16 protein-coding genes are annotated in these 26,599 nt (G+C 33.6%); 5 read left to right on the top strand and 11 right to left on the bottom strand.

Annotation, left to right across the window (positions count from 1 at the left end):
* Positions 1–330: 330 nt before the first annotated feature.
* Positions 331–1,176 (top strand): sulfide/dihydroorotate dehydrogenase-like FAD/NAD-binding protein, encoded by an 846-nt coding sequence (locus tag DWX29_RS08445; protein ID WP_117910032.1) that lies wholly within the window; start codon positions 331–333, stop codon positions 1,174–1,176.
* Positions 1,176–2,564, top strand: a complete 1,389-nt coding sequence (gltA, locus tag DWX29_RS08440) for an NADPH-dependent glutamate synthase (RefSeq protein ID WP_118565619.1) — start codon at positions 1,176–1,178, stop codon at positions 2,562–2,564. The genes DWX29_RS08445 and gltA overlap by 1 nt, the downstream gene beginning before the upstream one ends.
* 184 nt (positions 2,565–2,748) lie before the next feature.
* Here the strand turns inward: gltA and DWX29_RS08435 are convergent, their stop codons facing one another.
* Both DWX29_RS08435 and glpK read right to left on the bottom strand, forming a co-directional pair.
* The gene (locus tag DWX29_RS08435; RefSeq protein ID WP_022088971.1) at positions 2,749–3,681 is read right to left on the bottom strand and encodes a glycosyltransferase family 2 protein; all 933 of its coding nucleotides are present in this window, start codon (positions 3,679–3,681) and stop codon (positions 2,749–2,751) included.
* Positions 3,682–3,802: 121 nt separating this feature from the next.
* Positions 3,803–5,296 (bottom strand): glycerol kinase GlpK, encoded by a 1,494-nt coding sequence (glpK, locus tag DWX29_RS08430; RefSeq protein WP_118565670.1) that lies wholly within the window; start codon positions 5,294–5,296, stop codon positions 3,803–3,805.
* Positions 5,297–5,783: 487 nt separating this feature from the next.
* Here glpK and DWX29_RS08425 point away from each other — a divergent pair, with 487 nt between their 5' ends.
* Positions 5,784–6,164: a transcriptional repressor gene (locus DWX29_RS08425; RefSeq protein WP_022088973.1), complete on the top strand. Its 381-nt coding sequence runs from the start codon at positions 5,784–5,786 to the stop codon at positions 6,162–6,164.
* A gap of 42 nt (positions 6,165–6,206) precedes the next feature.
* A complete protein-coding gene (locus tag DWX29_RS08420) occupies positions 6,207–6,752 on the top strand; it encodes an NADH peroxidase (protein WP_022088974.1) in 546 nt (181 codons plus the stop codon).
* 733 nt (positions 6,753–7,485) lie between these two features.
* Here DWX29_RS08420 and DWX29_RS08415 read toward each other — a convergent pair.
* Complete coding sequence (locus DWX29_RS08415; protein ID WP_022088975.1) at positions 7,486–8,784, bottom strand: leucine-rich repeat domain-containing protein; 1,299 nt, start codon at positions 8,782–8,784, stop codon at positions 7,486–7,488.
* A gap of 236 nt (positions 8,785–9,020) precedes the next feature.
* Between DWX29_RS08415 and DWX29_RS08410 the strand changes: the two genes are divergently transcribed.
* The gene (locus DWX29_RS08410; RefSeq protein WP_118565617.1) at positions 9,021–12,722 is read left to right on the top strand and encodes a glycosyl hydrolase family 28-related protein; all 3,702 of its coding nucleotides are present in this window, start codon (positions 9,021–9,023) and stop codon (positions 12,720–12,722) included.
* 272 nt (positions 12,723–12,994) lie between these two features.
* On the opposite strand, the gene DWX29_RS08405 is transcribed toward DWX29_RS08410, so the two are convergent.
* From DWX29_RS08405 to DWX29_RS08370, 8 genes are all read right to left on the bottom strand, one after another.
* Entirely contained in the window at positions 12,995–13,633 is a 639-nt protein-coding gene (locus DWX29_RS08405; protein ID WP_158574522.1) for an SdpI family protein, read from the bottom strand.
* 170 nt (positions 13,634–13,803) lie between these two features.
* On the bottom strand, positions 13,804–14,112 hold the full coding sequence (locus DWX29_RS08400) for an autorepressor SdpR family transcription factor (protein ID WP_118565615.1): 309 nt from the start codon (positions 14,110–14,112) through the stop codon (positions 13,804–13,806).
* 372 nt (positions 14,113–14,484) lie between these two features.
* Entirely contained in the window at positions 14,485–15,285 is an 801-nt protein-coding gene (locus tag DWX29_RS08395) for a peptidoglycan DD-metalloendopeptidase family protein (RefSeq protein WP_158562667.1), read from the bottom strand.
* A gap of 91 nt (positions 15,286–15,376) precedes the next feature.
* Positions 15,377–16,399 (bottom strand): SpoIID/LytB domain-containing protein, encoded by a 1,023-nt coding sequence (locus tag DWX29_RS08390; RefSeq protein WP_118565614.1) that lies wholly within the window; start codon positions 16,397–16,399, stop codon positions 15,377–15,379.
* A 248-nt stretch (positions 16,400–16,647) separates the two neighbouring features.
* Positions 16,648–19,119: a glycogen/starch/alpha-glucan phosphorylase gene (locus tag DWX29_RS08385; protein WP_118565613.1), complete on the bottom strand. Its 2,472-nt coding sequence runs from the start codon at positions 19,117–19,119 to the stop codon at positions 16,648–16,650.
* A gap of 119 nt (positions 19,120–19,238) precedes the next feature.
* Positions 19,239–22,397: an isoleucine--tRNA ligase gene (gene ileS / locus DWX29_RS08380; protein ID WP_118565612.1), complete on the bottom strand. Its 3,159-nt coding sequence runs from the start codon at positions 22,395–22,397 to the stop codon at positions 19,239–19,241.
* Between the two features lie 511 nt (positions 22,398–22,908).
* Complete coding sequence (locus tag DWX29_RS08375) at positions 22,909–25,659, bottom strand: CotH kinase family protein (protein ID WP_118565611.1); 2,751 nt, start codon at positions 25,657–25,659, stop codon at positions 22,909–22,911.
* Between the two features lie 234 nt (positions 25,660–25,893).
* Positions 25,894–26,599, bottom strand: a 706-nt coding sequence (locus tag DWX29_RS08370) for a fibronectin type III domain-containing protein (RefSeq protein WP_199663687.1), incomplete at its 5' end; no start/stop codon positions are given.

The raw sequence follows: 26,599 nt of genomic DNA, 5'->3' as shown, positions 1-26,599 counted from the left end.
TTCTAACATCATTTACTGTTCTTAAGTCTTGACTTTATTTAATCTATTTTAGACTCGTCTTAAAGTATAAAATACATAAATTTAATTGTCAACATGCTTTATTGGCTTAAAATTGTTGCTTATACTAAATCTATTTTTTCAAAAGCAATTTTTTTGACAAATTACATAATTGATATAATTTTAACTTTCTATTTTTGCTCAATAACAGGATTTTTATACAATTCTTTCTATATTTATGCAGTTTTTGGAATTGCGTACTTTTTCCTACTATGGTATACTAGTGAAGATTTTAAGTAGAATATAAATATTTATTATGTTAAGGAGTTTACTATGTACAAAATTTTAAGAAGAAAACAGCTTAACGATACAGTTGTACTTTTAGAAATAGAAGCACCTTTTATCGCAAAAAAAGCAAAAGCTGGTCAGTTTATTATTCTTCGTATTGATGAATATGGTGAAAGAATGCCTCTTACAATCGCAGATACAGACCCTGAAAAAGGTTCTGTAACAATCATTTTCCAGATTGTAGGTCAGACAACAATGATTCTTTCTAAGTTAAATGAAGGAGACGCTTTATTAGATTTTGTTGGGCCATTAGGTGCAGCAACAGAATTAGACGGAGTAAAGAAAGCCTGCGTTATCGGTGGTGGTGTTGGATGTGCCATCGCTTACCCATCAGCTAAAGCTTTATTTAATAATGGTGCTAAGGTTGATGTTATCGCCGGATTTAGAAATAAAGATATCGTTATTCTTGAAGATGAATTCAAGGATGTTTGCGACAATTTATATATAACAACTGATGATGGTTCTTATGGCGAACAGGGATTTGTAACAAACAAATTACAAAGCCTTATCGATGCCGGAAATGACTATGATTTAGTTATCGCCATCGGACCTGTTCCTATGATGAAATTCGTTGCAAAGGTAACAGAACCATACAATATTAAAACTTTAGTTTCATTAAACCCTATTATGATTGATGGAACAGGTATGTGTGGTGGATGTCGTGTTACTGTAGATGGGAAAATTAAATTTGCATGTGTAGATGGTCCTGACTTTGACGGACATAAAGTTGATTTTGATGAATTAATGAAACGTAATTCTACATATAAAGAAAAAGAAGCTCACGACAAAGAACATTGTCGTATGTATAAAATGGCTGGAGGTGACAAATAATGGCAAATATGTCTTTAACAAAAGTTCCTATGCCTGAGCAGGAACCAAATGTAAGAAATAAGAATTTTGAAGAAGTTGCCATGGGATACACTCCTGAAATGGCTATTGAAGAAGCAACAAGATGTTTAAATTGTAAGCACAAACCATGTGTAAACGGTTGTCCTGTAAATGTTAGAATTCCTGAATTCGTTGAACAGGTAGCTGCCGGAGAATTTGAAAAAGCTTATGAAATCATTACAAGCACAAACGGGCTTCCTGCTGTATGTGGTCGTGTATGTCCACAGGAATCACAGTGCGAAGGAAATTGTGTTCGTGGTATAAAGGGTGAACCTGTAGCAATCGGACGTTTGGAAAGATTCTGTGCTGATTACCATATGGCAAACAGCCTTGCTGCACCGGAAAAACCTGTTAGCAACGGAAGAAAAGTTGCTGTTATCGGTGCCGGTCCTTCAGGACTTACATGTGCCGGAGATTTAGCTAAGAAAGGTTACCAGGTTACTATATTTGAAGCATTCCACAAAGCCGGTGGTGTTTTAGTTTACGGTATCCCTGAATTCAGACTTCCAAAGGCTATCGTTCAGAAGGAAGTTGATAACCTTGCTGCTCTTGGTGTTGACATTGAGACAAATATGGTTGTAGGTAAGGTTCTTTCAATCGATGAAATTTTTGATATGGGCTATGAAGCATGTTTCGTAGGTTCAGGTGCCGGACTTCCATCATTTATGGGAATCGAAGGCGAAGCTTTAATCGGTGTTTATTCAGCAAATGAATACTTAACACGTGCTAACCTTATGAAAGCTTACTTACCTGAATATGATACACCTATTATTAAGAGCAAAAATGTTGCTGTTGTAGGTGGTGGTAATGTTGCTATGGATGCTGCAAGAACTGCAAAGCGTCTTGGTGCTGAAAATGTATACGTAGTTTACCGTCGTGGTATGGAAGAAATGCCTGCACGTAAGGAAGAAGTTCATCATGCAATTGAAGAAGGAATCATCTTCAAGAACTTAAATAATCCTGTAAAACTTATCGGCGACGAAAATGGTCGTGTTTCTAAAATGGAATGCGTTAAAATGGAACTTGGTGAGCCTGATGCTTCAGGAAGAAGACGTCCTATCGAGGTTGAAGGAAGTAATTTTGAGCTTGATGTTGATACAGTTATCATGTCAATCGGTACTTCACCAAACCCATTAATAAGAACAACTACTGAAGGTTTGGAAGCAAATAAGCGTGGATGTTTAGTTGTAAATGAAGACACTCTTCAGACAACACGTGAAGGAATCTACGCAGGTGGAGATGCTGTTACAGGTGCTGCTACTGTTATCCTTGCTATGGGTGCAGGAAAACAGGCTGCTGAAAGCATTGATGCTTACTTACAGAATAAATAATTAATTAATATATAATAAAATGCCAGGGTGTGTTTAAATACGTAGCATATGACAATCCGTAGGCATCAAAGTCAGGGATTTTTGACCCTGACTTTATAAAAAAAAGCCTGCTCAATTTAATATACATTCATAATCTTAAATGTATATTAAATTGAGCAGGTCTTTTTATAACTTCTGTTATCAGCTATTTTTCATTATTATCATCTGTTGTTTTTGCCACAATATAACGAGGTCTCATTTTTACTTCCTCATAAATCTTTGAAATATAGAAACCAATTACACCTAAACTCATCATCAAAATACTACCTATGATAAGTAAAAGTAAAATAACTGTTGTAAATCCTTCTAATGATTTTCCACTAAAATATTTCACTAATGAAAAAATTCCGAAAATAATAGAGAACACAAATAAAAACATCCCACAACCGGTAACTATCTGCATAGGTGCAACTGTAAATGACGTAATATTGTTAATTGCATATTTAAAAAGAGATTTAAATGACCATTTTGATACTCCGGCTTCTCTTTCCTGGACATCGAATTCCACATATGTAGTTTTAAATCCAACCCACGATGACAATGCCCTGAAAAATACCTGTCTTTCAGGTAAAGCAATAAACGCATCAACAACCTGTCTGTCTAACAATTTAAAATCTGATGCCCTTGACATATCAATCTTTGTTGCATCACTTATAATTTTATAAAATGTCTTTGCAAATAATTTATGAATTGCACTTTCTTTTCCTCTTGTCGCCTTTACTCCTTCAACAACCTGAAATCCCTGTTTCCAAAGTTTATACATTTCCACTAAAGTTTCAGGCGGATGCTGCAAATCGCAATCCATAACTGCGCAACAATCACCATGAGCAAATTCAAGCCCCGCAAATACTGCTCCTTCTTTTCCAAAATTTCTTGAGAAGCAAATTCCTTTAACTTTTGGATTAGCCTTACTTGCTATTTCAATTTCTTCCCATGTATTATCTTTTGAGCCATCATTTACAAATACTATTTCATAATCTATATTATTTTCCTCTAAAATAGTTGATACAACATTTGCTGTTTTATGAAGCATCGCTCCCTCATTGTATGCCGGAATTACCACCGATAAAATACTCATTTTTTTAGTTTCTCCTTGTAGTCCAATTATTTTTAATACTGCATTAGTAAATACTTATCATCTTAATTGCTTTATTATTTATTTTAAATCTTCATATAGTCAGAAAACTTTCGTTTTTAACTTATTCTTCACTATAGAAAATGGCACATTTGACAGCTTTATGCCACCCTTTTACCATTCTTTCTACCTTTTTTTTATCCATATCAGGCTCAAATGTTTTTTCAATTCCCATATTGGCTTTTATTTCTTCCTTGCTTGCCCAATACCCTGTTGCAAGTCCTGCAAGATATGCTGCACCTAAACCTGTAGTTTCAATTACATTTGGGCGTGCTACATTTGTCTGCAATATATTTGACTGGAATTGCATAAGAAGGTTATTTGCGCAAGCTCCTCCGTCTACTTTTAACGAATTAATTGAAGTATCTGAATCACTTTCCATTGCCTTTACCAAATCATATGTCTGATATGCCAATGACTCAAGTGTTGCCCTTACAAAATGTTCTCTGCTTGTTCCTCTTGTAAGTCCTACAACCATTCCACGGGCATTCTGCTTCCAATATGGAGCGCCCAAACCTGTAAAAGCAGGTACAACATAAACTCCATTTGTATCTTCAACTTTAGAAGCCATATCCTCACTCTCCGGTGCACTTTCCACAAGTTTCATTTCATCACGAAGCCACTGAATCGCTGCTCCCGCTACAAAAACACTACCTTCAAGTGCATACTCAACTTTTGCATCGGTTGATGCTGCTATTGTTGTAATAAGCCCATTTTGCGATTCAACAGGTGTGTTTCCTGTATTCATCAATAAAAAGCATCCTGTTCCATATGTATTTTTAACATCGCCTTTTTCAAAACATCCCTGTCCAAACAATGCTGCCTGCTGGTCTCCTGCCACTCCTGTAATCGGAATATTATTTCCCAATATATCTTTGCTTGCATAACCAAATATTCCGCTTGAAGTTTTAACCTCTGGAAGCATTTGCTTTGGTATGTTTAACAATTCAAGCAATTCATTATCCCATTTCAATTCCTTAATGTTAAATAACATTGTTCTTGAAGCATTTGTATAATCTGTTACATGAACACTTCCACCACTTAATTTCCATATAAGCCATGTATCAATAGTTCCAAATACAAGTTCTCCCGCTTCCGCTCTCTTTCTCACTCCTGAAACATTGTCTAAAATCCATTTAATCTTTGTCCCTGAGAAATAAGCATCGGGAATCAATCCTGTCTTTTTCTTTATCAAATCACTCTTTCCCTGTTTTTCCAAATCATCAATAATATCAGCAGTTCTTCTACACTGCCATACAATCGCATTATACACCGGTTTTCCTGTATTCCTGTCCCACACAATTGTAGTTTCCCGCTGATTAGTGATTCCTATTGCTTCTATATTATTGCCACTAACTCCAGCCATATTCATTACTTTTCTTATTGAAAGTAACTGTGTCAGCCAAATTTCTTCCGGATCATGTTCAACCCAGCCGGGTTTTGGGAATATTTGTGTAAATTCCTGATTTGCCTGAGCTATTATTTCACCTTTTTTATTAAACAAAATGCATCTTGAACTTGTAGTTCCCTGATCAAGTGCCATAATGTATTTTTCCATATGTAACTTCGCGTAACCACAAATACTCATCGCACAGAAATATCTGAATTACGCTCCTCCTTCATTATTTATCACGTTCTAAAACTTATATATAATTGTATCATATTTTATTAAGATGAAATATTAATATTTTCTTTTTATATTGTAAATTTATTCTTTATAAATGCAAGAATTCATGCTTGCATTGCAAATGATTTTTCGTCTTTCATTTACTACGTTTCCTCCATTTTTCAATTCACAATTGTTAAATGTTTTATTATAACAGAGTCAAAATGTCTAAATCCACATGAACATAAGCTGGCAAAAATTCTTAGGCACGTCCCGATACGCTCATTAAAGGCGATTGCTTTTTACCCCGATGTCATATTTCCCTAACATAATAGCTAAATATTTTATCATATTTTTAAAAATAAGTGTTGACAAATTAGGATTCATTAGATATTATAATATCAGTAATCGTTACTATTATTGTTATGGAGGAAAGCAAATGGTCAAATACAGTAAGCAACGTGAGTTAATCAGAGAAAACTTATTAAGCCGATATGATCATCCTACAGCAGACGATGTTTATGCAAGTGTTAAGCTAATACTTCCTAACATCAGTCTTGGAACTGTATATCGTAATCTTTCATTTCTGGTTGAACAAGGTGAAGTCCTTTCATTAAAATTAGGCGATGGTAAGGAACATTTTGATGGGCACACAGAACCCCACTACCACTTCATCTGCACAGAATGCGGTAAAGTTGAAGATATATTTATGAAAGAGTTACAGATTAACAAGATAGCTCAAGATCATTTTGACGGAATAATAAAAGGTCACCAAACTTACTACTACGGCATTTGTCCTAAGTGCAATAAGAAAGATTAGTAAGTCACTAAAAAATAATTATATATAATGGAGGAATTAAAAATGGCAAAATTTGTATGTTCAGTATGTGGTTATGTACATGAAGGAGATTCAGCACCTGAAAAGTGTCCAGTATGTGGTGTAGGTGCAGATAAGTTTAACAAAGTTGAAGAAGGCGAAAAAGAATGGGCTGCAGAACACGTTGTAGGTGTAGCTCAGGGAGTAAGCGAAGATATTCTTGCTGACTTAAGAGCAAACTTTGAAGGTGAATGCTCAGAAGTTGGAATGTACCTTGCAATGGCAAGAGTTGCTCATAGAGAAGGATATCCTGAAATCGGTTTATACTGGGAAAAAGCTGCTTATGAAGAAGCTGAACACGCTGCTAAATTTGCAGAATTACTCGGTGAAGTTGTAACAGACAGCACAAAGAAAAACCTTGAAATGAGAGTTGAAGCTGAACACGGTGCAACAGCTGGAAAATTTGACCTCGCAAAGAGAGCAAAAGCTGCAAACCTCGATGCAATCCATGACACAGTACATGAAATGGCAAGAGACGAAGCAAGACACGGCAAAGCATTCGAAGGCTTATTAAAAAGATACTTTGGCTAATTACGAGCAACGTTAAAATAAATAGCTTACACCTGGGAGTTTACTCACAAAGGTGTAAGCTATTTTATTTTAATGTTGTGACAATCTCCAGCGAGAAGTAGTGAAGCGGATTCGAGCTGGAGGTTGCTCGTAATTTATACGACAGCCGTCCATGAAATAGCCCGCAGGGCTATGAATGGTGCTCGGCTTTTTTTAATATTGCGACATAAACTGCTCGTAATTTACCATTGAATTATTTATATAAATTTGATACTATAGATATAGAAAAAGGTACTACCGATAGACGGTTAGTCACAAATATTTTAGTTAAAAAAGTAACCAAACCATTTGCAGACGGCGGTTACTTTTTTAAGTTATTTATATATTCTATAAGTATGGTAACTATAATCGAAATAATCATCAACACTATGTATAAAATCTCAAAATCACTCATTAAGTAAATCCAGATTTCTTCCTATGAAGATTTCCATGTAATCAGAGGATTTAGTCCCTCTTCTGAAGGACTAACCGCCTACCGTTTCTAGGTAGTACCCAAAGATATCATATCAAATCCGCTAAATTGTTGCAACAAATTGTTTGTGCATCAGCTTAATCTCATTATTTATTTACAAAATTCACTAATATAAAAATATGAAAAATTACTACCGATAGATATTTCGCCCTCAATAATTTTATTTAGAATAAAATGTGCATAAATAATGATGTATCTATTACTTCAACTTAATAAAAACTCCTACTCCTCTATCTCCTCGAACTTTAATCCATATTCTATGGCATAGGCCTCTACAAGAGAACCTTTAACTCCAATAATTGTACATTCAAGAGGTATTGGCTCTTCATCCCTAGAATAATTAGGATTTTTAATCCATGCATCTTTCAGTATATCTACTTCTCCCGCATAAACAGTTACACTTTCTAAGAAAGTACATCCGGCAAAAGCTCTCATTCCTATTTTTTCTAAAGTTTCCGGTAAAACAATATTTTTCAAACTTGAGCAATTTTCAAATGAAAGAAATCCAATTGCTCTTGTTTTCTTTCCTAAAGTAACGCTTTCTAAATTTTTACAATTCATAAACGTTTTAGAAAGAATAGCTGTAACTTTATCAGGAATAACAATATTTGTAATTCCACTTCCATTAAATGCGCTACTATCAATTTCTTCTAAATCATCAGGTAACTGTATACTAGTTAAAGAACTGCAACCCATAAATGTCTCTTCACCTATAGTCTCTACACCCGATGGCACATTAACACTCTCTAACTCATAACAATTTTTAAATGCTCTATCACCTATTCCTGTAACACTTTCCGGTAAAACAACTGTCTTTAAATAATCACATCCTTCAAAAGCTGAACTTCTGACAATCTGAATTCCATATGAAACTACGACTTTCTCTACATCCATATTGTCCATAAATGCGTCAGAATCAATCAACCACACTTTCACACCATTAAGTTCATTAGGAACAGTTATTTCTTTATCACTTCCATGATAACCCTCTATTGCATATCTTCCATCTAAATCCATCACTACCCATTTACCTATAGTAATATTATTGTTCGTTTCTTCTTCATTATCTGTGCCGTTATCAATTGGCTTTTTCGTTGTAATTTCTTCTTTTACCGGTTCTTTAGTAGTAGTTTCTTTAGTAATAGATTCTTTAGTAGTAGTCTCATTTACAATTGTATCTTTATTATCATTCTTAATAACATCTTTATTTGTCACCTTTTCATTAACTATAATCTTGCATTTTAATACTTTCTTCCCAAATTTAGCATAAATTACAGTTCTACCTTTCTTTACTGCCTTAACCTTTCCTTTTTTAGTAACTACGGCTACCTTTTTATTCTTACTGCTCCACTTAATCTTAGACTTTGTTCCCTTAACCTTTAAAAATATGCTGTCACCTTCATACATAGCTACACTTTTCTTAGTAAGCTTTACCTTAGTGGCTGCGTCAACAGTTACAAATACTGCACATAAGCTAATAATCATTGCAGTTAAAACAACTAAAATTTTTTTCTTGTTCATATACCCTCCATTAATTAATACATTTTTAGTTCCGATTAATTTTAACATAACAATATCGTCTTTGCAACATTTAGTATATGTGACATTTCTTATTTATATTGCAACTTTTATTTTCCTGATAACTTGACTAAATTTAATTTATTTTTCTTGTATCATTATCTAAAAGCATTTATAATTTTATTGGGGTAAGAAATAGGTTCAATAGAACCATAATAAAAGTATTGGAGGTAGTACATATGTACAAATTTTTGCGTGCAACATTATGGACTGTTGTCTTAATGTTGTTTGGCTCTACAGTGGCTTTCTGTGCCACTACAGACTTTGGCAATGTAGGTGAACCATCTTATAAACTTGTTCACACTCTAGATTCGTCAGAGGTATTCGTGGCAACATATGATGTAACCGATTACGGTGCCGTTGCCGACGGACAGACAGATAACACAAATGTTTTTCAAAAACTTCTAAACAAAGTTGGAGATTTAGGAGGCGGTATTGTATATGTTCCAAGCGGGCGTTATGCAATAAAAGGCGCTCTTTCCATTCCTAAAGGAGTTACACTTCGTGGTGACTGGCAAAAGCCTAGTCGAAATAACAGTGCTCCAATTGGGACATTACTTATGGCCTATACAGGACGAAATGGAAATGAACGCACAACACCATTTGTTGAAATGGCTCCTGAAACAGGAATTATGGATTTAACAATATGGTATCCTGAACAGGACCCGAATAACATTACTCCATATTCACCAACTATTCGTTATGGATTCAACAATTATTTTGGAAACGAATATTGTAACACTAAAAATGTCACTTTATTAAATTCATATATTGGCATTTTATTTAACTACGACAACGGTGGTGCTTCACCTGTAGTTAACGGACTTTATGGAACAACATTATGTAAAGGTATAGAAATTGATAAAATAGCTGATGTTGGAAGAATTGAAAATGTAAACTTATCACCTGACTACTGGAAGAATTCAGGTGTTGCAAATGCCCCAACCACAACTTCTTTCAACGATTACATGTACAACAATTCAATCGGTATCGTAATGAGACGTAACGATTGGTCATACACATGTAACATTAATATTAATGGTTATAATATCGGATACGATACAGAAAAAACTTTATCAACTGATGACAAAACTACACCAAACGGCCATCACTATAACTTTGATTTATCCGAATGTAAAACAGGTATTCAGATTAATGCGACTAACTCTGTAGGTATTTTATTTGACGAGATAAATATTCATAATTGTGAAAACGGAATCGTGCTTGGCGAAAACACATCAGATGCAGCACAGTTTACAAAAACAAAAATTGACGTATCTAAATACGCTATACGAATTCCTAATACTTCAAGCACAAAACTTACATTTAATTCATCAAAAGTATCAAGAGGTCGTGTTGCAATTAACAGTGGAACATTTGTTGCAAATAATACAACATTTAGCAACAGTACTCCGCAGATTTATTATGGTACTTCAGGTCGTGGAAACATAACAGAATGTGCATTTACTAAAGGTCGAAAAATCACAAATAAATCTGTTTATGAATCTACTTTAAGCGATAGTACGGTAGTAACCGGTGAAGTTTCAGATTTCACTAAAGTAGAATATGACCCACATACACCTGCAAGAACAGTTTTATATAACGCCACTGTTTCGCCATATAATGCCACTACAGATTCAAATGATAATACTTCTGCTATTCAGAAAGCATTAAATCAGGCTTCTAATGATGGTGGTGGAATCGTATTTTTACCTAGTGGCAAATACAAAGTTCGTGGACATTTGGCAATTCCATCAAATGTTGAGCTTCGCGGTGCCGTTGATTTATGGAGCGTTCCTCATGGCTCAGGTACTATACTTGAAGCTTATGAAAATAGAAACAATCCAAACGGAGATTCTTTTATTCAGTTAAAAGCTGACAGTGGAATTCGTGGCATTGTAGTCGACTACCCTGAACAGGTATTTTCCGGAAGTGCAGACTGGCTTCCGGCAAAGTACCCTTACACAATTCAGGGACAGGGAGCTAATGTTTATGTAATTGATTCAGGCGTTCGAGCTGCTTATAAAGCATTAGACTTATTTACATATAAATGCGACAACCACTATGTTGATTTTTTAGGTGGTCACGCCTTTGATACAGGTGTGAGAGTAGGTGGAAATTCAGTTGACGGAAAACTTTATAACCTTATGTTTAACGTAATTGTTTATGCCTGCGGAAATGAAAGTAAATTTGGAAGCTTTAGCAATATGCCAAATGGCGTTTCTAACGCGCCTTTGTATTCATATGGACTTGAGCATTTAGATTTTCTTATTTTAGGAGATTGCGATAACGAAACATTATACAATGATTTCCACTATGGTTCATACCGTGGAACTTTATTACAAAATGATGGTAACGGTGGTCCTTCCGGTAGAAGTATGGGATTAGGTGTTGATGGTTCAACAAGAGCTGTTTACTGGGCATCCGGTGTTACTAAGAGCTTTAACTTTGATAACTCGCAGATTGTTTCCATTGGAGATAACAATCCAAAGACAGCTTATTTCTATTCAGAAGAAAACAGCAATTTTAAATCGACATTTAATAACTGCGATTTCTGGGGACAACCACAACGCGGAATAATTTTAAATTCAGGTAATTTGACATTATACGGCGCTCATTTTAATAATCCGGGACAGCAGACATTAGCAAGTGTATCAAATGCATCTTTAAATATTCTTGCCAGTGCTTCTAACCAAAATGGTAGTGCATTTGTTGATTCAGGAAGTGAAAAGAATATTTCCATATCAGGTTCTATTCTTAATAATAGAAATAATAATGCCGACTCATTTAAATCATTTGATAGCAATATGGGACTTGGTTCAACAGTATCTTCATCAGGTGCTCTTGCTCAGGTTTCAGGACGTGATTCATGGAAAGCTACAGCCTCTAACAACAACAATAATGCTAAAAATGCTTTAGATGGAAATGCATCAACAAGATGGGATACAAATGGTTCCCAGACCCCCGGTCAATGGTTTATGGTTGACTTTGGAAAAACATTAACATACAACACCATTATTTGTGATGTTGGTTTAAGTACTTCAAGCGATGCTCCTGCAGCTTATGAAATATATGTATCTTCTAATGGAACAGACTGGGGAAATGCAATCGCAAGTGGTACAACTACTAACGGAATTATTAAAGTAAATGTTCAAAATTCAAGATATGTCAGAGTTGTTCAGACCGGTTCAAAATCTAACTACTGGTCAATTCATGAATTTTATGTATTAAATGCTGCCGCAAATAATGACCTTATTTCAGATGAAGATGAGAGTAAAACACCAGAAGAAACTACTACTGTAGAACCAACTACTAAGCCTGAAGAAACTACTACTATAGAACCAAAAGGTGAATTCATTAGTAATGATGTAAAAGTCATAGGCTATCAGATTAGTGCTGTACTTAGAGGTTCAAGAATACTTTATTCATCTGAATCTACTATAAAAGGTCAAAAAGTTGTTTCATCCGGATTAATTTATGGTTTTGCTAATGCTCCGATAACCAAAAATGATGTTGTATTTAATTCAGATAACAAATATATTGCTTCATACGAAGCTACTGCTAAGGGTGTAATTTCAAATTATAATGGTGATTCAGCAACTGCAATTTACTATGCCCGCACAATGACACATAACGGCTATGGTGCTGCAAGATATAATGCAAAATATTATGTACGTGCATACTCAGTTCTTGAAAACGGAGCTATTGCTTACAGCGAAGTGTATGACTTCTCATTATATAGCATTGCTGATACATTATACCAGAATAACTTAATGCCTACTTATGACGGACATCAATATTTATTCTACAATATATTGACTGTTGTAGACCCTGATTATAAAGAAATTCCTTATAAATGGAATAACACTATCAGCAAATAATTAATATATAAATATTTTATGTATGTAATACCACATCTTATAGTGGCAAATAAAAAAGTGTGTAGATTATAATTTACCAATTTTAATCATTAGATTTATTAATCTAAATTTAAGATTTGAACTTAAAACCTACACACTTTTTATTATGTTATATTCAAATAGCTAAAATCACAATTTACTCGCACAGAAGCGTTTTTCGATGTATAATTCCATTCCCGCCATAATATAAAATAAATCATTGTATTAATTTAACGATATGTAATATCATAGCACTAAGCATTTTTCTTTTTATACAAAGCATATGAATACGCTGTCGGTACACATACCATTATGATTATAAGTGCAATCATTAACCCTTCTCCAACTTTTCCTAAAAAAGCGCTTACTGAAAAAAGTATTCCACATATTATCCACAACACACCTGCCATTCTATGAGTTTTATTCCAGTTATCTACATCATTCAAAGTCCATGGCAATTTTATTCCAACAGTATAATTCTGTCTGCATTTAGGAAGATAATTTCCTAATACTATAATTAAAATTCCTACTAAAAATATCCAGGTTTTTGTCTCTGGAGGTACTACCCCTAATGATGGAGCAAAACTTACTATTGATATAATAATAGATGTAACAGGTGCTGTCCATTTTCCAATACCTACAGCAATTTTATTTGTTCCTTCACTTTTGGGGTCATTATTTATTCCTATATGTACAAATAAATTAATTAGCAGCATAATTATAGGTAATCCAAAACAAACAAAAGCTTTAGAACTATAATCATCTACATTTCCTTTCATATCAAAATGTGTTGGAAGCTGCTCCGGTAATCTACTATATAAAATTGCTCCAACAATCATTGGTAAAACACATACTATAGATGTAATTATTAATTGTTTTTTGTTCTTTGTCATCTTTAATTTCCTCCTGAATAATATATATTGCCCGCCCTTTAGTCGGTAGCTAATTGACGGAAACATTTAAAAAAAATGAACTTCGTTCATTTTGTTTCCTCCTGAATAATATATATTGCCCGCCCTTTAGTCGGTAGCTAATTAACGGAAACATTTATATAAAATAAACTTTATTCTTTTTGTTTTTTATCCTTTTTAGCTTCCTCACTTTTAGATTCCGCTCCTCCAAATTGTGAAAGCCACAATATCATCTCTTCCATAACTGAAGTGTTAAGCTGATAATATACAAAGTTCTTTTCTTTCATCTCAAATACTAATCCCGCTTTTTTCAACTGATTCAAATGATAAGACATTGTTGCTCCGGTCAAATCAAAATATTCTCCTATCTCTCCTGCCGACATAGTTTTATCTCTTAACAGAACAAGGATGTCTCTTCTAACCGGGTCTGACAAAGCCTTAAATGTTTCATGAAATCCCATTTATTCTGCCCCTTTCTCATTCTATTTAGATAAAATTCTAATTAGAACTTTATCTAAATAGAGTGTATCACTAAGCATATAAAAAAGCAATATCTATTTAGATTTTTTTCTAAATAGATATTGCTTAGAATAAAGAACCTTACAGTTCTAATCTATTTAAAGCAACAGGCTGCTAAAGTTATTGAACGATTGCTCGTCGTAAAAAAGCCTTATTGCTTGTTGTAAATAGATTACCAATGCCAACACATTTAACACTTATTACAATGTATGCAAATCTCTTCTGTTTGTGATTTAACAAGAATTATTTTTTTGATTTTACACTTAATATTTCCATGCCCACATATTACAACATACCCGATGCTTCAAATTAAATTAATCCTGATAATCCATATATTTGAGAGGGTCTTTTGGTTTATTTTTCTTTGTTACCTGGAAATATAAATTATCTCCTTCTTTTTCATAACTTGATGTTGGTTTATTTACATAGCCTATTACACTACCTGCTTCTACAGTCTGTCCAACCTCATACTGTGGGTTTATTATCTGTCCATAAGTTGCAAAATAGTCATTTCCCATAGCAACTTTCATATAAACTCCATATTCATCATTTTGTCCTAATTCAGTTACCACACCCTTTGCCGCTGCTTTTACTTCGGCACCTTCTTTACTTTGGATGGCTATCGCAGGACTGCATTTGTACTCATCAAGAGTTGAAAAGTAAACTGTATTTTCCATATTATATTCCAGTAAAATATTTCCTTCTACAGGCCAGAGCAATTTACTGTTTTTATTGAATTTTAAATTGCTTACAACTGCTGCTGCCTCTGAAGAAAGTCCATACATATTATCTTTTTCATCCATATTTGATGCTGTATTTTCCTCTACAACCTTAGCAGTTGTAGGTTCTTCATTTACAATTTTAGTTTCTCCTTCATAACTTGAAGCTTCTTCCTCTGCCATACTTATTCTGTCACCTTCTGTTGTAACTTCTTTGCCTAAAGCATTCTGAGCAGCTTCAATGTTTTCAGAATCTACTGTTGTCTCAACCTTTGCAATTTTTTTTACATTAATTGTCTTTTCGTCTTTTTTCTGACCAATATAATAAGTACCCGCCGCAACCATGGTAAGTGCAACAAAGCACACCACTAATGAGGCCATAAATTTTTTGTCCATAAAACTATCGCATGTCATATTTTATAAAATAATCCATGCTCTCCTTTCTTTAACTTTGTTATAGTTAAAGTATGGACCAAAATATTATTTTCTATTCAGCTATCGTCACATCATAAAATTTTTTTAATATTTCTTCGTATCCCATTCCCTGCTCTCCATATTTTTCAGCCTGATTCATGCTTAATCCAAATCCATGCCCTTTTCCTTTAGTAGTTATTTTTATTTTGTCATCTATGTACTCTAACGTGATATTTGAACTATCTACATTTAAAGCATTCGCAAAATCTTCACCCGATATACCGGTTTCAAATATTTTTACAGACACAGCATATTCACTACTATCCTTTGCTATATTCGTATTTTCTATCATTTCATTTACCGTTATGTTTTTTAAATCGATTTCATTCTTTTCATTATCGTAAATTATAATTTTAGCTTTTTTCATTTTATCCGCTAATTCAGCCATTGTAAAATAACATTCCTTTTTGTAATCACTATTGTTATAGTCATCCTGACATACACCTGCTAACAAATAGCCATATTTTTCTCCTAATACTTCTAATCCGTTTCTTGTCATTCCTCCACTTATTTCATGATATAACGGAAGAATTATTTCTCCCTTATTTTTCATTACCATCAGTGCCGTTTCATTCATTACTTTATCAATTATCTGCATTTTACTTTTAAATTGCTCATTATTACTACTTCCCACAATATTTTTCACTACATCTAATGCACTTTTTTTACCTTTTAATTTTTTTTCATCTTTGCACACTTTAATCATTTTTTCATATGACATATAAGGAAGTCCTAATTCATCCGCTTCAATTTCCTTCTTATTTTTCATCATATAAGCTATATACGTTCTGTCTACAACTGCCTGCGCTTTAATTGTTTCTATATTATTTTCCAAACTCATTTGTGCAAATAAGACACATGGAATAAATTGTTCCACATCCATTTTTGTTTTATAACCATTTCCATCTATAACAATATATTTATTAAATTTTTTGCCATCATCCTGTTTTGCTCCTGTCCCCTTTATATAAATCAATAATCCTATCAAAGTTATTAATACAAATATAGCTCCAACAAATTTTTTATTAACTTTCATATATACTTTCAACCAAAGTTATTATTATATTGTATGCCTGTTTAACTTTTATATTTCAAAAAAAAAGATGCCATTACATTCTGATACTCAAAATGTAACAACATCTTTATATATATTATAATTTACCCTTTAGACAATTGTAATTGTCTTCTATTTTTTCATATAGGCATAAAATCATAAAACTTTACACTTTCATATTTTATATACATAAGATATATGTAAATGTAAATCTATATTTACATCATATCCTACATATCTACTTTCACTTTTTCAAGATGCCAGATATCATCTACATATTCCTGAATTGTTCTGTCAGATGTAAATTTACCAACATGAGCAACGTTAAGCATTGCCTTCTTAACCCAGCCTTCCTGATCTTTATAAGCTTCTTCTACTCTCTTCTGAGCTTCAGCATAAGATCTGAAATCCTTTAAGATGAAATATCTGTCTGCTTTATCTGTTGACTGTGTATTCAACAATGAATTGTAAATATCTCTAAATCTTTCAGGATCATCAGGTGAATAGAATCCATTGATTAACTGCATTAATACTTTTCTGATATCCATATCTTCATTGAATATCTGCATTGGATCATAACCACCATTATTTTCATAATTGATTACTTCATCACTTGATAAACCAAATATAAATGCATTATCAATTCCAACCTCTTCAACGATTTCAACATTAGCACCATCCATTGTTCCAAGAGTTAAAGCACCATTTAACATAAATTTCATGTTACCTGTTCCTGATGCTTCCTTAGATGCTGTAGAAATCTGTTCTGAAACATCTGCTGCCGCAAAAATAATTTCTGCATTTGATACACGATAATTTTCAATAAATACAACCTTAATCTTACCATTAATTGATGCATCGTTGTTAATTACATCAGCAACGCTATTGATTAACTTAATTGTAAGTTTAGCAATCTTATAACCTGCAGCTGCCTTTGCACCAAATATAAATGTTCTTGGATAGAAATCCATATCCGGATGTTCTTTAATCTGGTTATATAAGTACATAACATGTAAAATATTAAGTAACTGACGTTTATATTCATGAAGTCTCTTAACCTGAACGTCAAATATTGAACGTGGGTCTACATCAATACCATTATGTTCTTTAATGTATTTAGCAAGACGAACCTTGTTCTGATATTTAATATTTGCAAATTCAGCCTGAGCTTTCTTATCATCTGCATAAACTTCAATTCCCTGAATCTTAGGTAAATCAGTAATCCAGTCATCTCCTACTTTTCCTGTTACCCATTCTGCTAACAATGGATTTCCGTGAAGCAAGAATCTTCTCTGTGTGATGCCATTTGTCTTGTTGTTAAACTTCTCTGGGAACATTTCATAGAAATCTCTAAGTTCCTGTTTTTCAAGAATTTCTGTATGAAGTTTTGCAACACCGTTAACTGAAAATCCTGCACAAATAGCTAAGTTAGCCATCTTAACCTGACCATCATAAATAATAGCCATCTTTTCAATCTTTCTATGATCTCCAGGGTATTTATTTTCAATGTCTATAATGAATCTTCTGTTGATTTCTTCAATAATCTGATAACATCTTGGAAGTAATCTTGAGAATAATTCAATTGGCCATTTTTCAAGTGCTTCACTCATAATTGTATGGTTAGTGTAAGCGCAGCACTTAGATGTAATTGCCCATGCTTCATCCCATTCTAATAAATATTCATCCATTAATAATCTCATAAGTTCTGCAACTGTAAGTGTAGGATGAGTATCGTTCATCTGGAATACTACCTTTTCTGGGAGCTTACTTAAATCATCATGCTTTGTTAAATATTTCTTAATTGCAATCTGTAAACTTGCAGAAATAAAGAAATATTGCTGTTTTAATCTTAATTCCTTACCTGCGTAATGATTATCATTTGGATAAAGAACCTCTGTGATTGTCTTAGCGAGATTCTCCTGTTCAACGGCTGCCATATATGCACCCTTGTCAAATTCATCCAAATTGAAATGTACAATTGGTTCAGCATCCCAAATTCTAAGTGTGTTAACTACGTTATTTCCATAACCTACAATCGGCATATCATATGGAATTGCACGAACTGCCTGATAACCATCCTGAATAAAATAATTTCTTCCGTCCCTGTGTTCAACTCTTACGAATCCACCAAATTTTACTTCACAGGCATATTCTTCTCTCTTAATTTCTAATGGATTAACATGTCTTAACCAATCTTCCGGAATTTCCTTCTGATATCCATCTTCAATCTTCTGCTGGAACATACCATATTTGTATCTGATACCACAGCCATATGCCGGATATCCTAATGTAGATAAACTGTCAAGGAAACATGCTGCAAGACGACCAAGACCACCATTTCCAAGTGCTGCATCCGGTTCCTGATCCTCAATTACATTCAAATCTAAACCAAGCTCTTCGATAGCCTCTTTAATTTCATTTCTGCTTGATAAATTGATAATCATATTTCCCAATGCTCTTCCCATAAGGAATTCCATAGATAAATAATATACTGTCTTAGCATCTGTTTTTTCATATGCCTTTTGTGTAGCAATCCACTGGTCTATAACAATATCTTTTACTGCATATGCAACTGCTACAAACTTATGTCTGTCTGACACTTCTTCGAGAGTTTTTCTGTAAAGCATCTTAGCTTCATCACGGACTTTTTTCTTAAATTCTTCTTTAAAGATTTCAGCCTCTGTTTTCACTGTTTTTGCCATTTAGTTTTCCTCCATAATTATTTACGGTACTTTTCTTATCTTAAGTATAAAGTGACGAATAAGAATATTATCCGTCACTTTCAAAGCTATCTGTTAGTATATTTTATTAGAATTAAGTATTACTGCACTTTTTCTACACCAAGAGTAACTTTCTCACCGTTAATATTCCACTCTTTTGAGTACCCTTCGATTTTATCAAAAACGATTTCATTTGCCAACACTTCAGCCTTAATTTCGTCTAAATTGTCAGTAACTACTTTAATAATTGAATCGTTTTTAGAAACATTAACTACGATTTTATCCATAACCTCAAATCCGGCTTCTTTTCTCATTGTCTGAATCTTACTGATTACTTCTCTTACGAAACCTTCTTCAATTAATTCAGGTGATAAATTTGTGTCTAAAACTACAGTAATATTGTTGTCACTTTCTGATACATAACCTTCAACCTGTGCTGTATCAATTAATAAATCATCTTTTTCAAGAACAACTTCTGTTCCGTCAAATTCAAATTTTAATGCTCCCTCAGCATTTAACTGTGCCATTGCCTTATTTCCATCTAATTCAGCAAGTGCAGCCTTAATCTTTCCTAATACTTTTCCATATTTAGGTCCAACTGTCTTAAGCTGTGGTTTAAATGAATATGAAGTAAATTCACTTACATCATCTGTAAATTCAACAGTCTTAACATTTAATTCATCTTCAATGATTTCTTTGTAGAATTCAGATAAATTAAATTCTGCCTTAACCATCATCTTTCCGATAGGCTGTCTGTTCTTAATTCCTGATGCATTTCTACATGCTCTACCCATTACTACAACTTCAAGAACATTTTCCATGTTTTCTTCTAATTCTTTATCAATGAAAGCTTCATTAACTTCAGGGAAGTCACATAAATGAATACTTTCAGGTGCTGTTGCGTCTACATTCTTAACGATATTCTGATAAATATCTTCTGTCATAAATGGAATCATAGGTGCTGCTGCCTTTGATACAGTTACAAGTGCTGTATATAATGTCATGTATGCATTAATCTTATCCTGTGGCATATCTTTCGCCCAGAAACGTTCTCTTGAACGTCTTACATACCAGTTACTCATATCATCTACAAAATCATCTAATGCTCTTGCAGCTTCAGGGATTCTGTAATTTGCAAGATTATCATCAACTGATTTAACCATAGTATTAAGTTTTGATAATAACCATTTATCCATAACACTTAACTTATCATAATTAAGTGTGTATTTTGTTGGGTCAAACTGGTCAATTTCAGCATATAAAACATAGAAAGCATATGTGTTCCAAAGTGTTCCCATGAATTTACGCTGTCCTTCCTGAACTGCTTTTCCATGGAAACGGTTTGGAAGCCATGGTGCTGAGTTAGTATAGAAATACCATCTTATTGCATCTGCTCCATACTGTCCTAATGCTTCGAATGGATCAACCGCATTACCCTTTGACTTACTCATCTTCTGACCATTTTCATCCTGTACATGACCAAGTACAATAACATTCTTATATGGTGCTTTGTCAAATAATAATGTTGATTCAGCCATTAATGAATAGAACCATCCTCTTGTCTGGTCTACAGCTTCTGAAATAAAATCTGCCGGGAACTGCTGTTCAAATAAGTCCTTATTTTCAAATGGATAATGATGCTGTGCAAATGGCATTGCTCCTGAATCGAACCAGCAGTCAATAACTTCCGGTACTCTCTTCATTGTGCCACCACATTTTTTACATTTGAATGTAACTTCATCAATATATGGTCTGTGTAATTCTACTTTTGCATCATCAGGATTTCCACTTCTTTCTGCTAATTCTGCACGGCTGCCAATTGATTCCTGACATCCGCAATCGCAGCATTCCCAGATATTAAGCGGTGTACCCCAATAACGGTTTCTTGAAATACCCCAATCCTGTACATTTTCAAGCCAGTTTCCAAAACGTCCTTCACCTATTGATTTTGGAATCCAGTTTACTGTATTGTTATTTGCAACAAGCTTATCCTTAACTTCTGTCATCTTGATAAACCATGATTCTCTTGCATAGTAGATTAATGGTGTATCACATCTCCAGCAGTGTGGATAATCATGTTCAAACTTAGGTGCGTCGAATAACTGTCCTCTCTTATCAAGGTCAACTAATACCTTAGGGTCAGCATCCTTAACAAATAATCCTGCATAAGGTGTATCGTCTGTAAGCTGTCCTTTATCATTTACAAGCTGTACAAATGGAAGGTCATATTTACGTCCTACATTAGCATCGTCTTCACCAAATGCCGGTGCGATATGAACGATACCTGTACCATCGCTCATAGTAACGTATGTGTCACATGTTACAAAGAAGCCTTTCTTTCTCTGCTTATTAGCAATAGCTTTTGCACAATCATATAATGGTTCATATTCTTTATTTTCAAGGTCTGCACCCTTCATTGTTTCTAATACTTCATAAGCCTTTTCATCTTCTGTAGCAAGCTTACCTAATACTGTGTCTAGTAATGCTTCTGCCATATAGTAAGTATATCCGTCAGCAGCCTTTACTTTACAATATGTGTCGTTAGGGTTAACACAAAGAGCTACGTTTGATGGAAGAGTCCAAGGTGTTGTTGTCCATGCAAGGAAATAAGCATCTTCTCCAACAACCTTAAATCTAACGATTGCTGAACGCTCTTTTACTGACTTATATCCCTGTGCAACTTCCTGCGATGAAAGAGGTGTTCCACATCTAGGGCAATAAGGTACAATCTTAAATCCTTTGTATAATAACTTCTTATCCCAAATATTCTTAAGAGCCCACCATTCAGATTCAATGAAATTGTCATCATAAGTTACATATGGGTTATCCATATCAGCCCAGAAACCAACTGTTCCTGAGAAATCTTCCCACATTCCTTTATATTTCCATACAGATTCCTTACATTTCTTGATGAAAGGTTCCATACCATATTCTTCAATCTGTTCTTTTCCATTTAATCCTAATAACTTTTCTACTTCAAGTTCTACAGGAAGTCCATGAGTATCCCATCCTGCTTTTCTTGGAACCATATATCCCTTCATTGTTCTGTATCTTGGGATCATATCTTTAATAACACGTGTTAAAACGTGTCCGATATGTGGCTTTCCATTAGCTGTTGGAGGTCCGTCATAAAAAGTATATGTTGGTCCCTGCTTTCTGCTTTCCATACTTTTTTCAAAAATGTCATTGTCTTTCCAGAATTTTTCTGTTTTCTTTTCTCTTTCTACAAAGTCGAGATTTGGTGATACTTTGTTGTACATATTTTTTACTCCTTTACTAAGTATTAAATAAGTTTCTTAAAAATTTGCTGTAATAAAAAGAAAAGACATCCGCCCATAAAGGACGAATGTCTGTTATTCGTTTAACCACCTTTACAGCATACTTAAGTTTCCTTGCATATGTGTTCCCTGTAACGGAGGAAATCCGTCAACTCCTACTTAAATAACTTCCGTCAAATTAAGTCAGTCGTTATTCAGTCATTCATTCGGGTTGAAACTCCGGAGTGATATTCATATACCAGTTACTTGTATCCGGCTTCCACCATCCCAGACTCTCTATTACTTTTACTACTATATTACTGTCTCCATCAAAGTCTTTATCATATTGCGAACAAATTCGCTTTCTATGTCTCTTGACACTTACATTATATTATAGTATCGCATTTATTAATTTGTCAATTATAAAATTATTGATATCAAGTTAACTACTTAAATTTATTTAGCACTAAATATAATCATTTTAAATTTATCACATTTATATTTTATCATAACTTTAATTTGCCTGCGATGGCTTAACTATTCCGTTTCCCCATCCATATTCAACTTCCTTATAATTGTTATTTACAATCTTTAAAATTTTGTTGAACAAATAGTTGTGTGCTATAACTGTATTCATCTTAGAACCCTGATATAAATCATCTGCTATATTATACATAGAGAAAGATTTTATGTCACCATAAGCTATTGTTCCATCTTCTAAAATTGCATAAGGTCTTACATAATATGTCATACTATATCCCTGTGCTGAAAAATCAGATATATTCATTGTTCTTGCATAATATGATGCTGTCTGTGAATCTCCATAAACCTTGTCTAATTTGCCCTTTGCAGTTGCTGCACAATTATATACATATTTATTATCGCTGTTTATAATCATATCATTTACAGAAATAGGATTTTTTTCTGTAACTACTCCATAAATAACTCCGACTTCACTTACTTTAATATTCTCAATTGCATTCTCTACAGAATAAATACTTCTAATACCTATTGCACCATCAACGCCACCAAAACATGTACTCATCTGATTTCCTTCAATCTTTAAGGAATCTGTTAATATTGGAGCCTTAATATTATATACGGCAACTTCATATATAGAATATCCATATGTTAAGTTTCTGGCTGTTCCCGTAATTCGTATGTATCTTGCTGTCTTTCCATTATTAAATACAATCTCATCCAAGCGATTATTTTCTGAAGCAGCATCTCTTATGTCAGCAGCTGTAGTATAATTGTTGCCATCTGTAGAAAGTTCAATAATGTAATCCCTTGCATTAGCTGCTTCCCAATTAATTGCTACTTTTTTCAAGCCGGAATATACCTGACCTAAATCAACAACTATGTTCTGAGGATCTTTATATTCACTTCCCCATCTTGTCCCCATATTTCCATCAACAATATTTTTAGCTGAATTCTGTCCTGATGACGCAACGACATTTTCATTTCCTGTTATGATATTCTTATATGCAACCGAATCTATTTTAATATCAGTGTCGTACTTATAATTTCCATTAACCTGAGTGCTTGAATATTCATAATCCTTTTCACCAAGATAATACTCTTTAGACCATTTTACTTTTAACCATTCAACACGATTTTCAAGCCAATCTCTTAAATAATTAACAGCTGCATCAAATGATGCCCATCCGATATTTGCATAACTATATCCGTCTGCTGAATCTTTTACTGTTTCACTCCATCCGGCTCCGCCATTTTCAACGGCAGTGTAATTTCTTCTGTAAGAATTTCCATATTCTTTAAGAAGTGTATTTATCTCACTATTATCCCCACTATATAATGCAGTGATATCATCCATTTTTTCATAAAATCTATTTACTACTTTTAATTTAAATTCTTTTATGGATGTTAATTTATCAAACCATTTCATATCAGTTGCTTTCCAATATTTATAGTCTGTAGCTGCATCTCCATAGTAATGAGGGGCTACATTTCCACTTGAGAGGTCAAAATCCCATGCCGGGCCTGCGTATATTTTATACTTTTCATCACCTGTCTTTTTTGTAATGTAAAATCTTGTTGAGCTGTACGAGATGTCCTGATTCTTAAATATTTCACTTACAAGATAAAAATTAACAAATGACTCTACATCAATATATTTTTCTACTTTTGAAAAATCACCTGTTGCAAGGGCATCTTCAAAACCATTGAGTATTTTTAAAGTGCTTTCTTTCTTTTTTTGTATTGCCGCAGTGTCTTCCGGTGTATCGGAATCAAACATATCTCCTCTTTCAGGGGAACCTATGTTAAATCTCTGTTCATATCTTGTTGTAATAAGATAATCTACACCTTCTTCATCTTTTTCATTGTTCTCTAACTCAATTAAAATATCATCACTTTCCGGATTTTCCGAATCAATATTAACTCTGTCCGTACCGGCTTCAACGGATTCAACTAAAAGATAATTTCCCATATATCGGCCGTTTAAATATAAGTCAACAAATCTTGACTGTGATGTAAATGGAATTCCAAATGCTGTATTTAAATCCAGTGCAAGTTTGTTTCTTATTAAAGATTTATCAAATGCATTTGCAAGAAGGCTCCATTTCTTTGCTCCTGCTCCGGTACCGTCAAATGCAGAGCTTAAGCCGAACAAATCTTTCTTTTTGTTAAATGTAATATTATATGCTTTTTTGTCTGCTAACGCAGTTGAATTTCCACGCACCTTAATTGTTGTTTTATTTGTAGCATCAACAATATCTTTATACTTTCCCTGATTATCTATTGCTGTAATTGATGCTGTCAATTTTCCCATGTCTTTATTAATTTTTAAGGCGTCTACATTTTTATCCGTTTCAATATAAATCTGGGCAATATCATCATCTCCTGATGAGTTTTCTTTATCAACTATAACTCCTTCTGATTTGTCAGATTCCGTACCATCTGCGTAAACAGCTGTAAGGTAAAATGTATGCTCACCATTTGAATATTTGCTCAATTGCTTATTTGTTAAATATTCACCACTGCTCTTTACTGATTTCACAGCAGTTGTTTCGTTATCGATGTATACTTTATATGATGTTGCATTTTCTACTGAATCAAATTTCAGCACATAAATTCCCGTATACTTTCCATAATTAATAACCTTAAAGTTTGTTGGAGCCTTGGTTGATGTTGACTCCTCAGTTTCATCTGCCCTGGCAATGTAATTGAAATTAACTCCCGATATCATCATAACCATTGCAAGAACTATTGCGAATACCTTTCTTAATTTTTTTTGATTCATAAAATCTGTTATCTCCTTAAATAATTCCCTTTTTCATCAAATCTCTTACTAAATATTTTATCTAATAAAAATGTTTTTCACAATAATAAGCTCATATGGGAAATAATTTTTATAGAGTTATTTTATCTCTGTGAATCATTGCACACAAAAAGCACATTACATTAGCGGCTTCTTTACACTAACGCAACATGCTTTTTTTATATCATAGTTATTTTTCTAATATTCTGATTTTAATTATTTAGTCTTAACTGATGTTTTTCCTGACCATTTTCCATATACCTTTTCATCATTTGAAACAGCATACCCTCTTACTCTTATATAATATTTTTTGTTACTCTTTAATTTTTTCAAAACAACTGTTGTCTTTGCTACATTAATTGTCTTTGTTGTCTTTTTTGTAAACTTCTTACTTGTTGAATACTGAACAATATATCCTTTGGCATTTGTTACTCTTTTTAAGGTTATCTTAATTTTCTTTTTTAATGATTTCTTTTTAGTAATCTTTGCCTTTCCAACAGTTAAAATATTTTTATCAGCTGTCGGTTGTATAGTTGACTGATTTGCTCCGTCATTATTTGTTGCTTCTGTAACTTTTATTGTCTGTTCCTGTTTATTAGTAGTCTGCTCAGGCTTCTTTGTAGTTGTTTCTGCAATCTTAGTTGTTGTCTCAGGCGTTTTTGTTGTCTGTTCCTGTTTATTTGTAGTCTGCTCAGGCTTCTTTGTAGTTGTTTCTGCAATCTTAGTTGTTGTCTCAGGCGTTTTTGTTGTCTGTTCCTGTTTATTTGTAGTCTGCTCAGGCTTCTTTGTAGTTGTTTCTGCAATCTTAGTTGTTGTCTCAGGCGTTTTTGTTGTCTGTTCCTGTTTATTTGTAGTCTGCTCAGGCTTCTTTGTAGTTGTTTCTGCAATCTTAGTTGTTGTCTCAGGCGTTTTTGTTGTCTGT

It is taken from the genome of Eubacterium sp. AF19-12LB (genome assembly GCF_003479125.1).
Lineage (GTDB): Bacteria > Bacillota > Clostridia > Lachnospirales > Lachnospiraceae > Eubacterium_U > Eubacterium_U album.
Note: the sequence above shows the minus strand (reverse complement) of the source record. Positions and strands in the feature narration are given on the sequence as shown.

Coding starts and splice junctions, on each gene's coding strand:
- DWX29_RS08400 (WP_118565615.1), bottom strand. CDS start 14,112: ATGGGATTTCATGAAACATTTAAGGCTTTGTCAGACCCGGTTAGAAGA.
- DWX29_RS08385 (WP_118565613.1), bottom strand. CDS start 19,119: ATGGCAAAAACAGTGAAAACAGAGGCTGAAATCTTTAAAGAAGAATTT.
- gltA (WP_118565619.1), top strand. CDS start 1,176: ATGGCAAATATGTCTTTAACAAAAGTTCCTATGCCTGAGCAGGAACCA.
- DWX29_RS08420 (WP_022088974.1), top strand. CDS start 6,207: ATGGCAAAATTTGTATGTTCAGTATGTGGTTATGTACATGAAGGAGAT.
- DWX29_RS08445 (WP_117910032.1), top strand. CDS start 331: ATGTACAAAATTTTAAGAAGAAAACAGCTTAACGATACAGTTGTACTT.
- DWX29_RS08405 (WP_158574522.1), bottom strand. CDS start 13,633: ATGACAAAGAACAAAAAACAATTAATAATTACATCTATAGTATGTGTT.
- DWX29_RS08390 (WP_118565614.1), bottom strand. CDS start 16,399: ATGAAAGTTAATAAAAAATTTGTTGGAGCTATATTTGTATTAATAACT.
- DWX29_RS08425 (WP_022088973.1), top strand. CDS start 5,784: ATGGTCAAATACAGTAAGCAACGTGAGTTAATCAGAGAAAACTTATTA.
- DWX29_RS08375 (WP_118565611.1), bottom strand. CDS start 25,659: ATGAATCAAAAAAAATTAAGAAAGGTATTCGCAATAGTTCTTGCAATG.
- DWX29_RS08415 (WP_022088975.1), bottom strand. CDS start 8,784: ATGAACAAGAAAAAAATTTTAGTTGTTTTAACTGCAATGATTATTAGC.
- DWX29_RS08395 (WP_158562667.1), bottom strand. CDS start 15,285: ATGGACAAAAAATTTATGGCCTCATTAGTGGTGTGCTTTGTTGCACTT.
- glpK (WP_118565670.1), bottom strand. CDS start 5,296: ATGGAAAAATACATTATGGCACTTGATCAGGGAACTACAAGTTCAAGA.
- DWX29_RS08410 (WP_118565617.1), top strand. CDS start 9,021: ATGTACAAATTTTTGCGTGCAACATTATGGACTGTTGTCTTAATGTTG.
- DWX29_RS08435 (WP_022088971.1), bottom strand. CDS start 3,681: ATGAGTATTTTATCGGTGGTAATTCCGGCATACAATGAGGGAGCGATG.
- ileS (WP_118565612.1), bottom strand. CDS start 22,397: ATGTACAACAAAGTATCACCAAATCTCGACTTTGTAGAAAGAGAAAAG.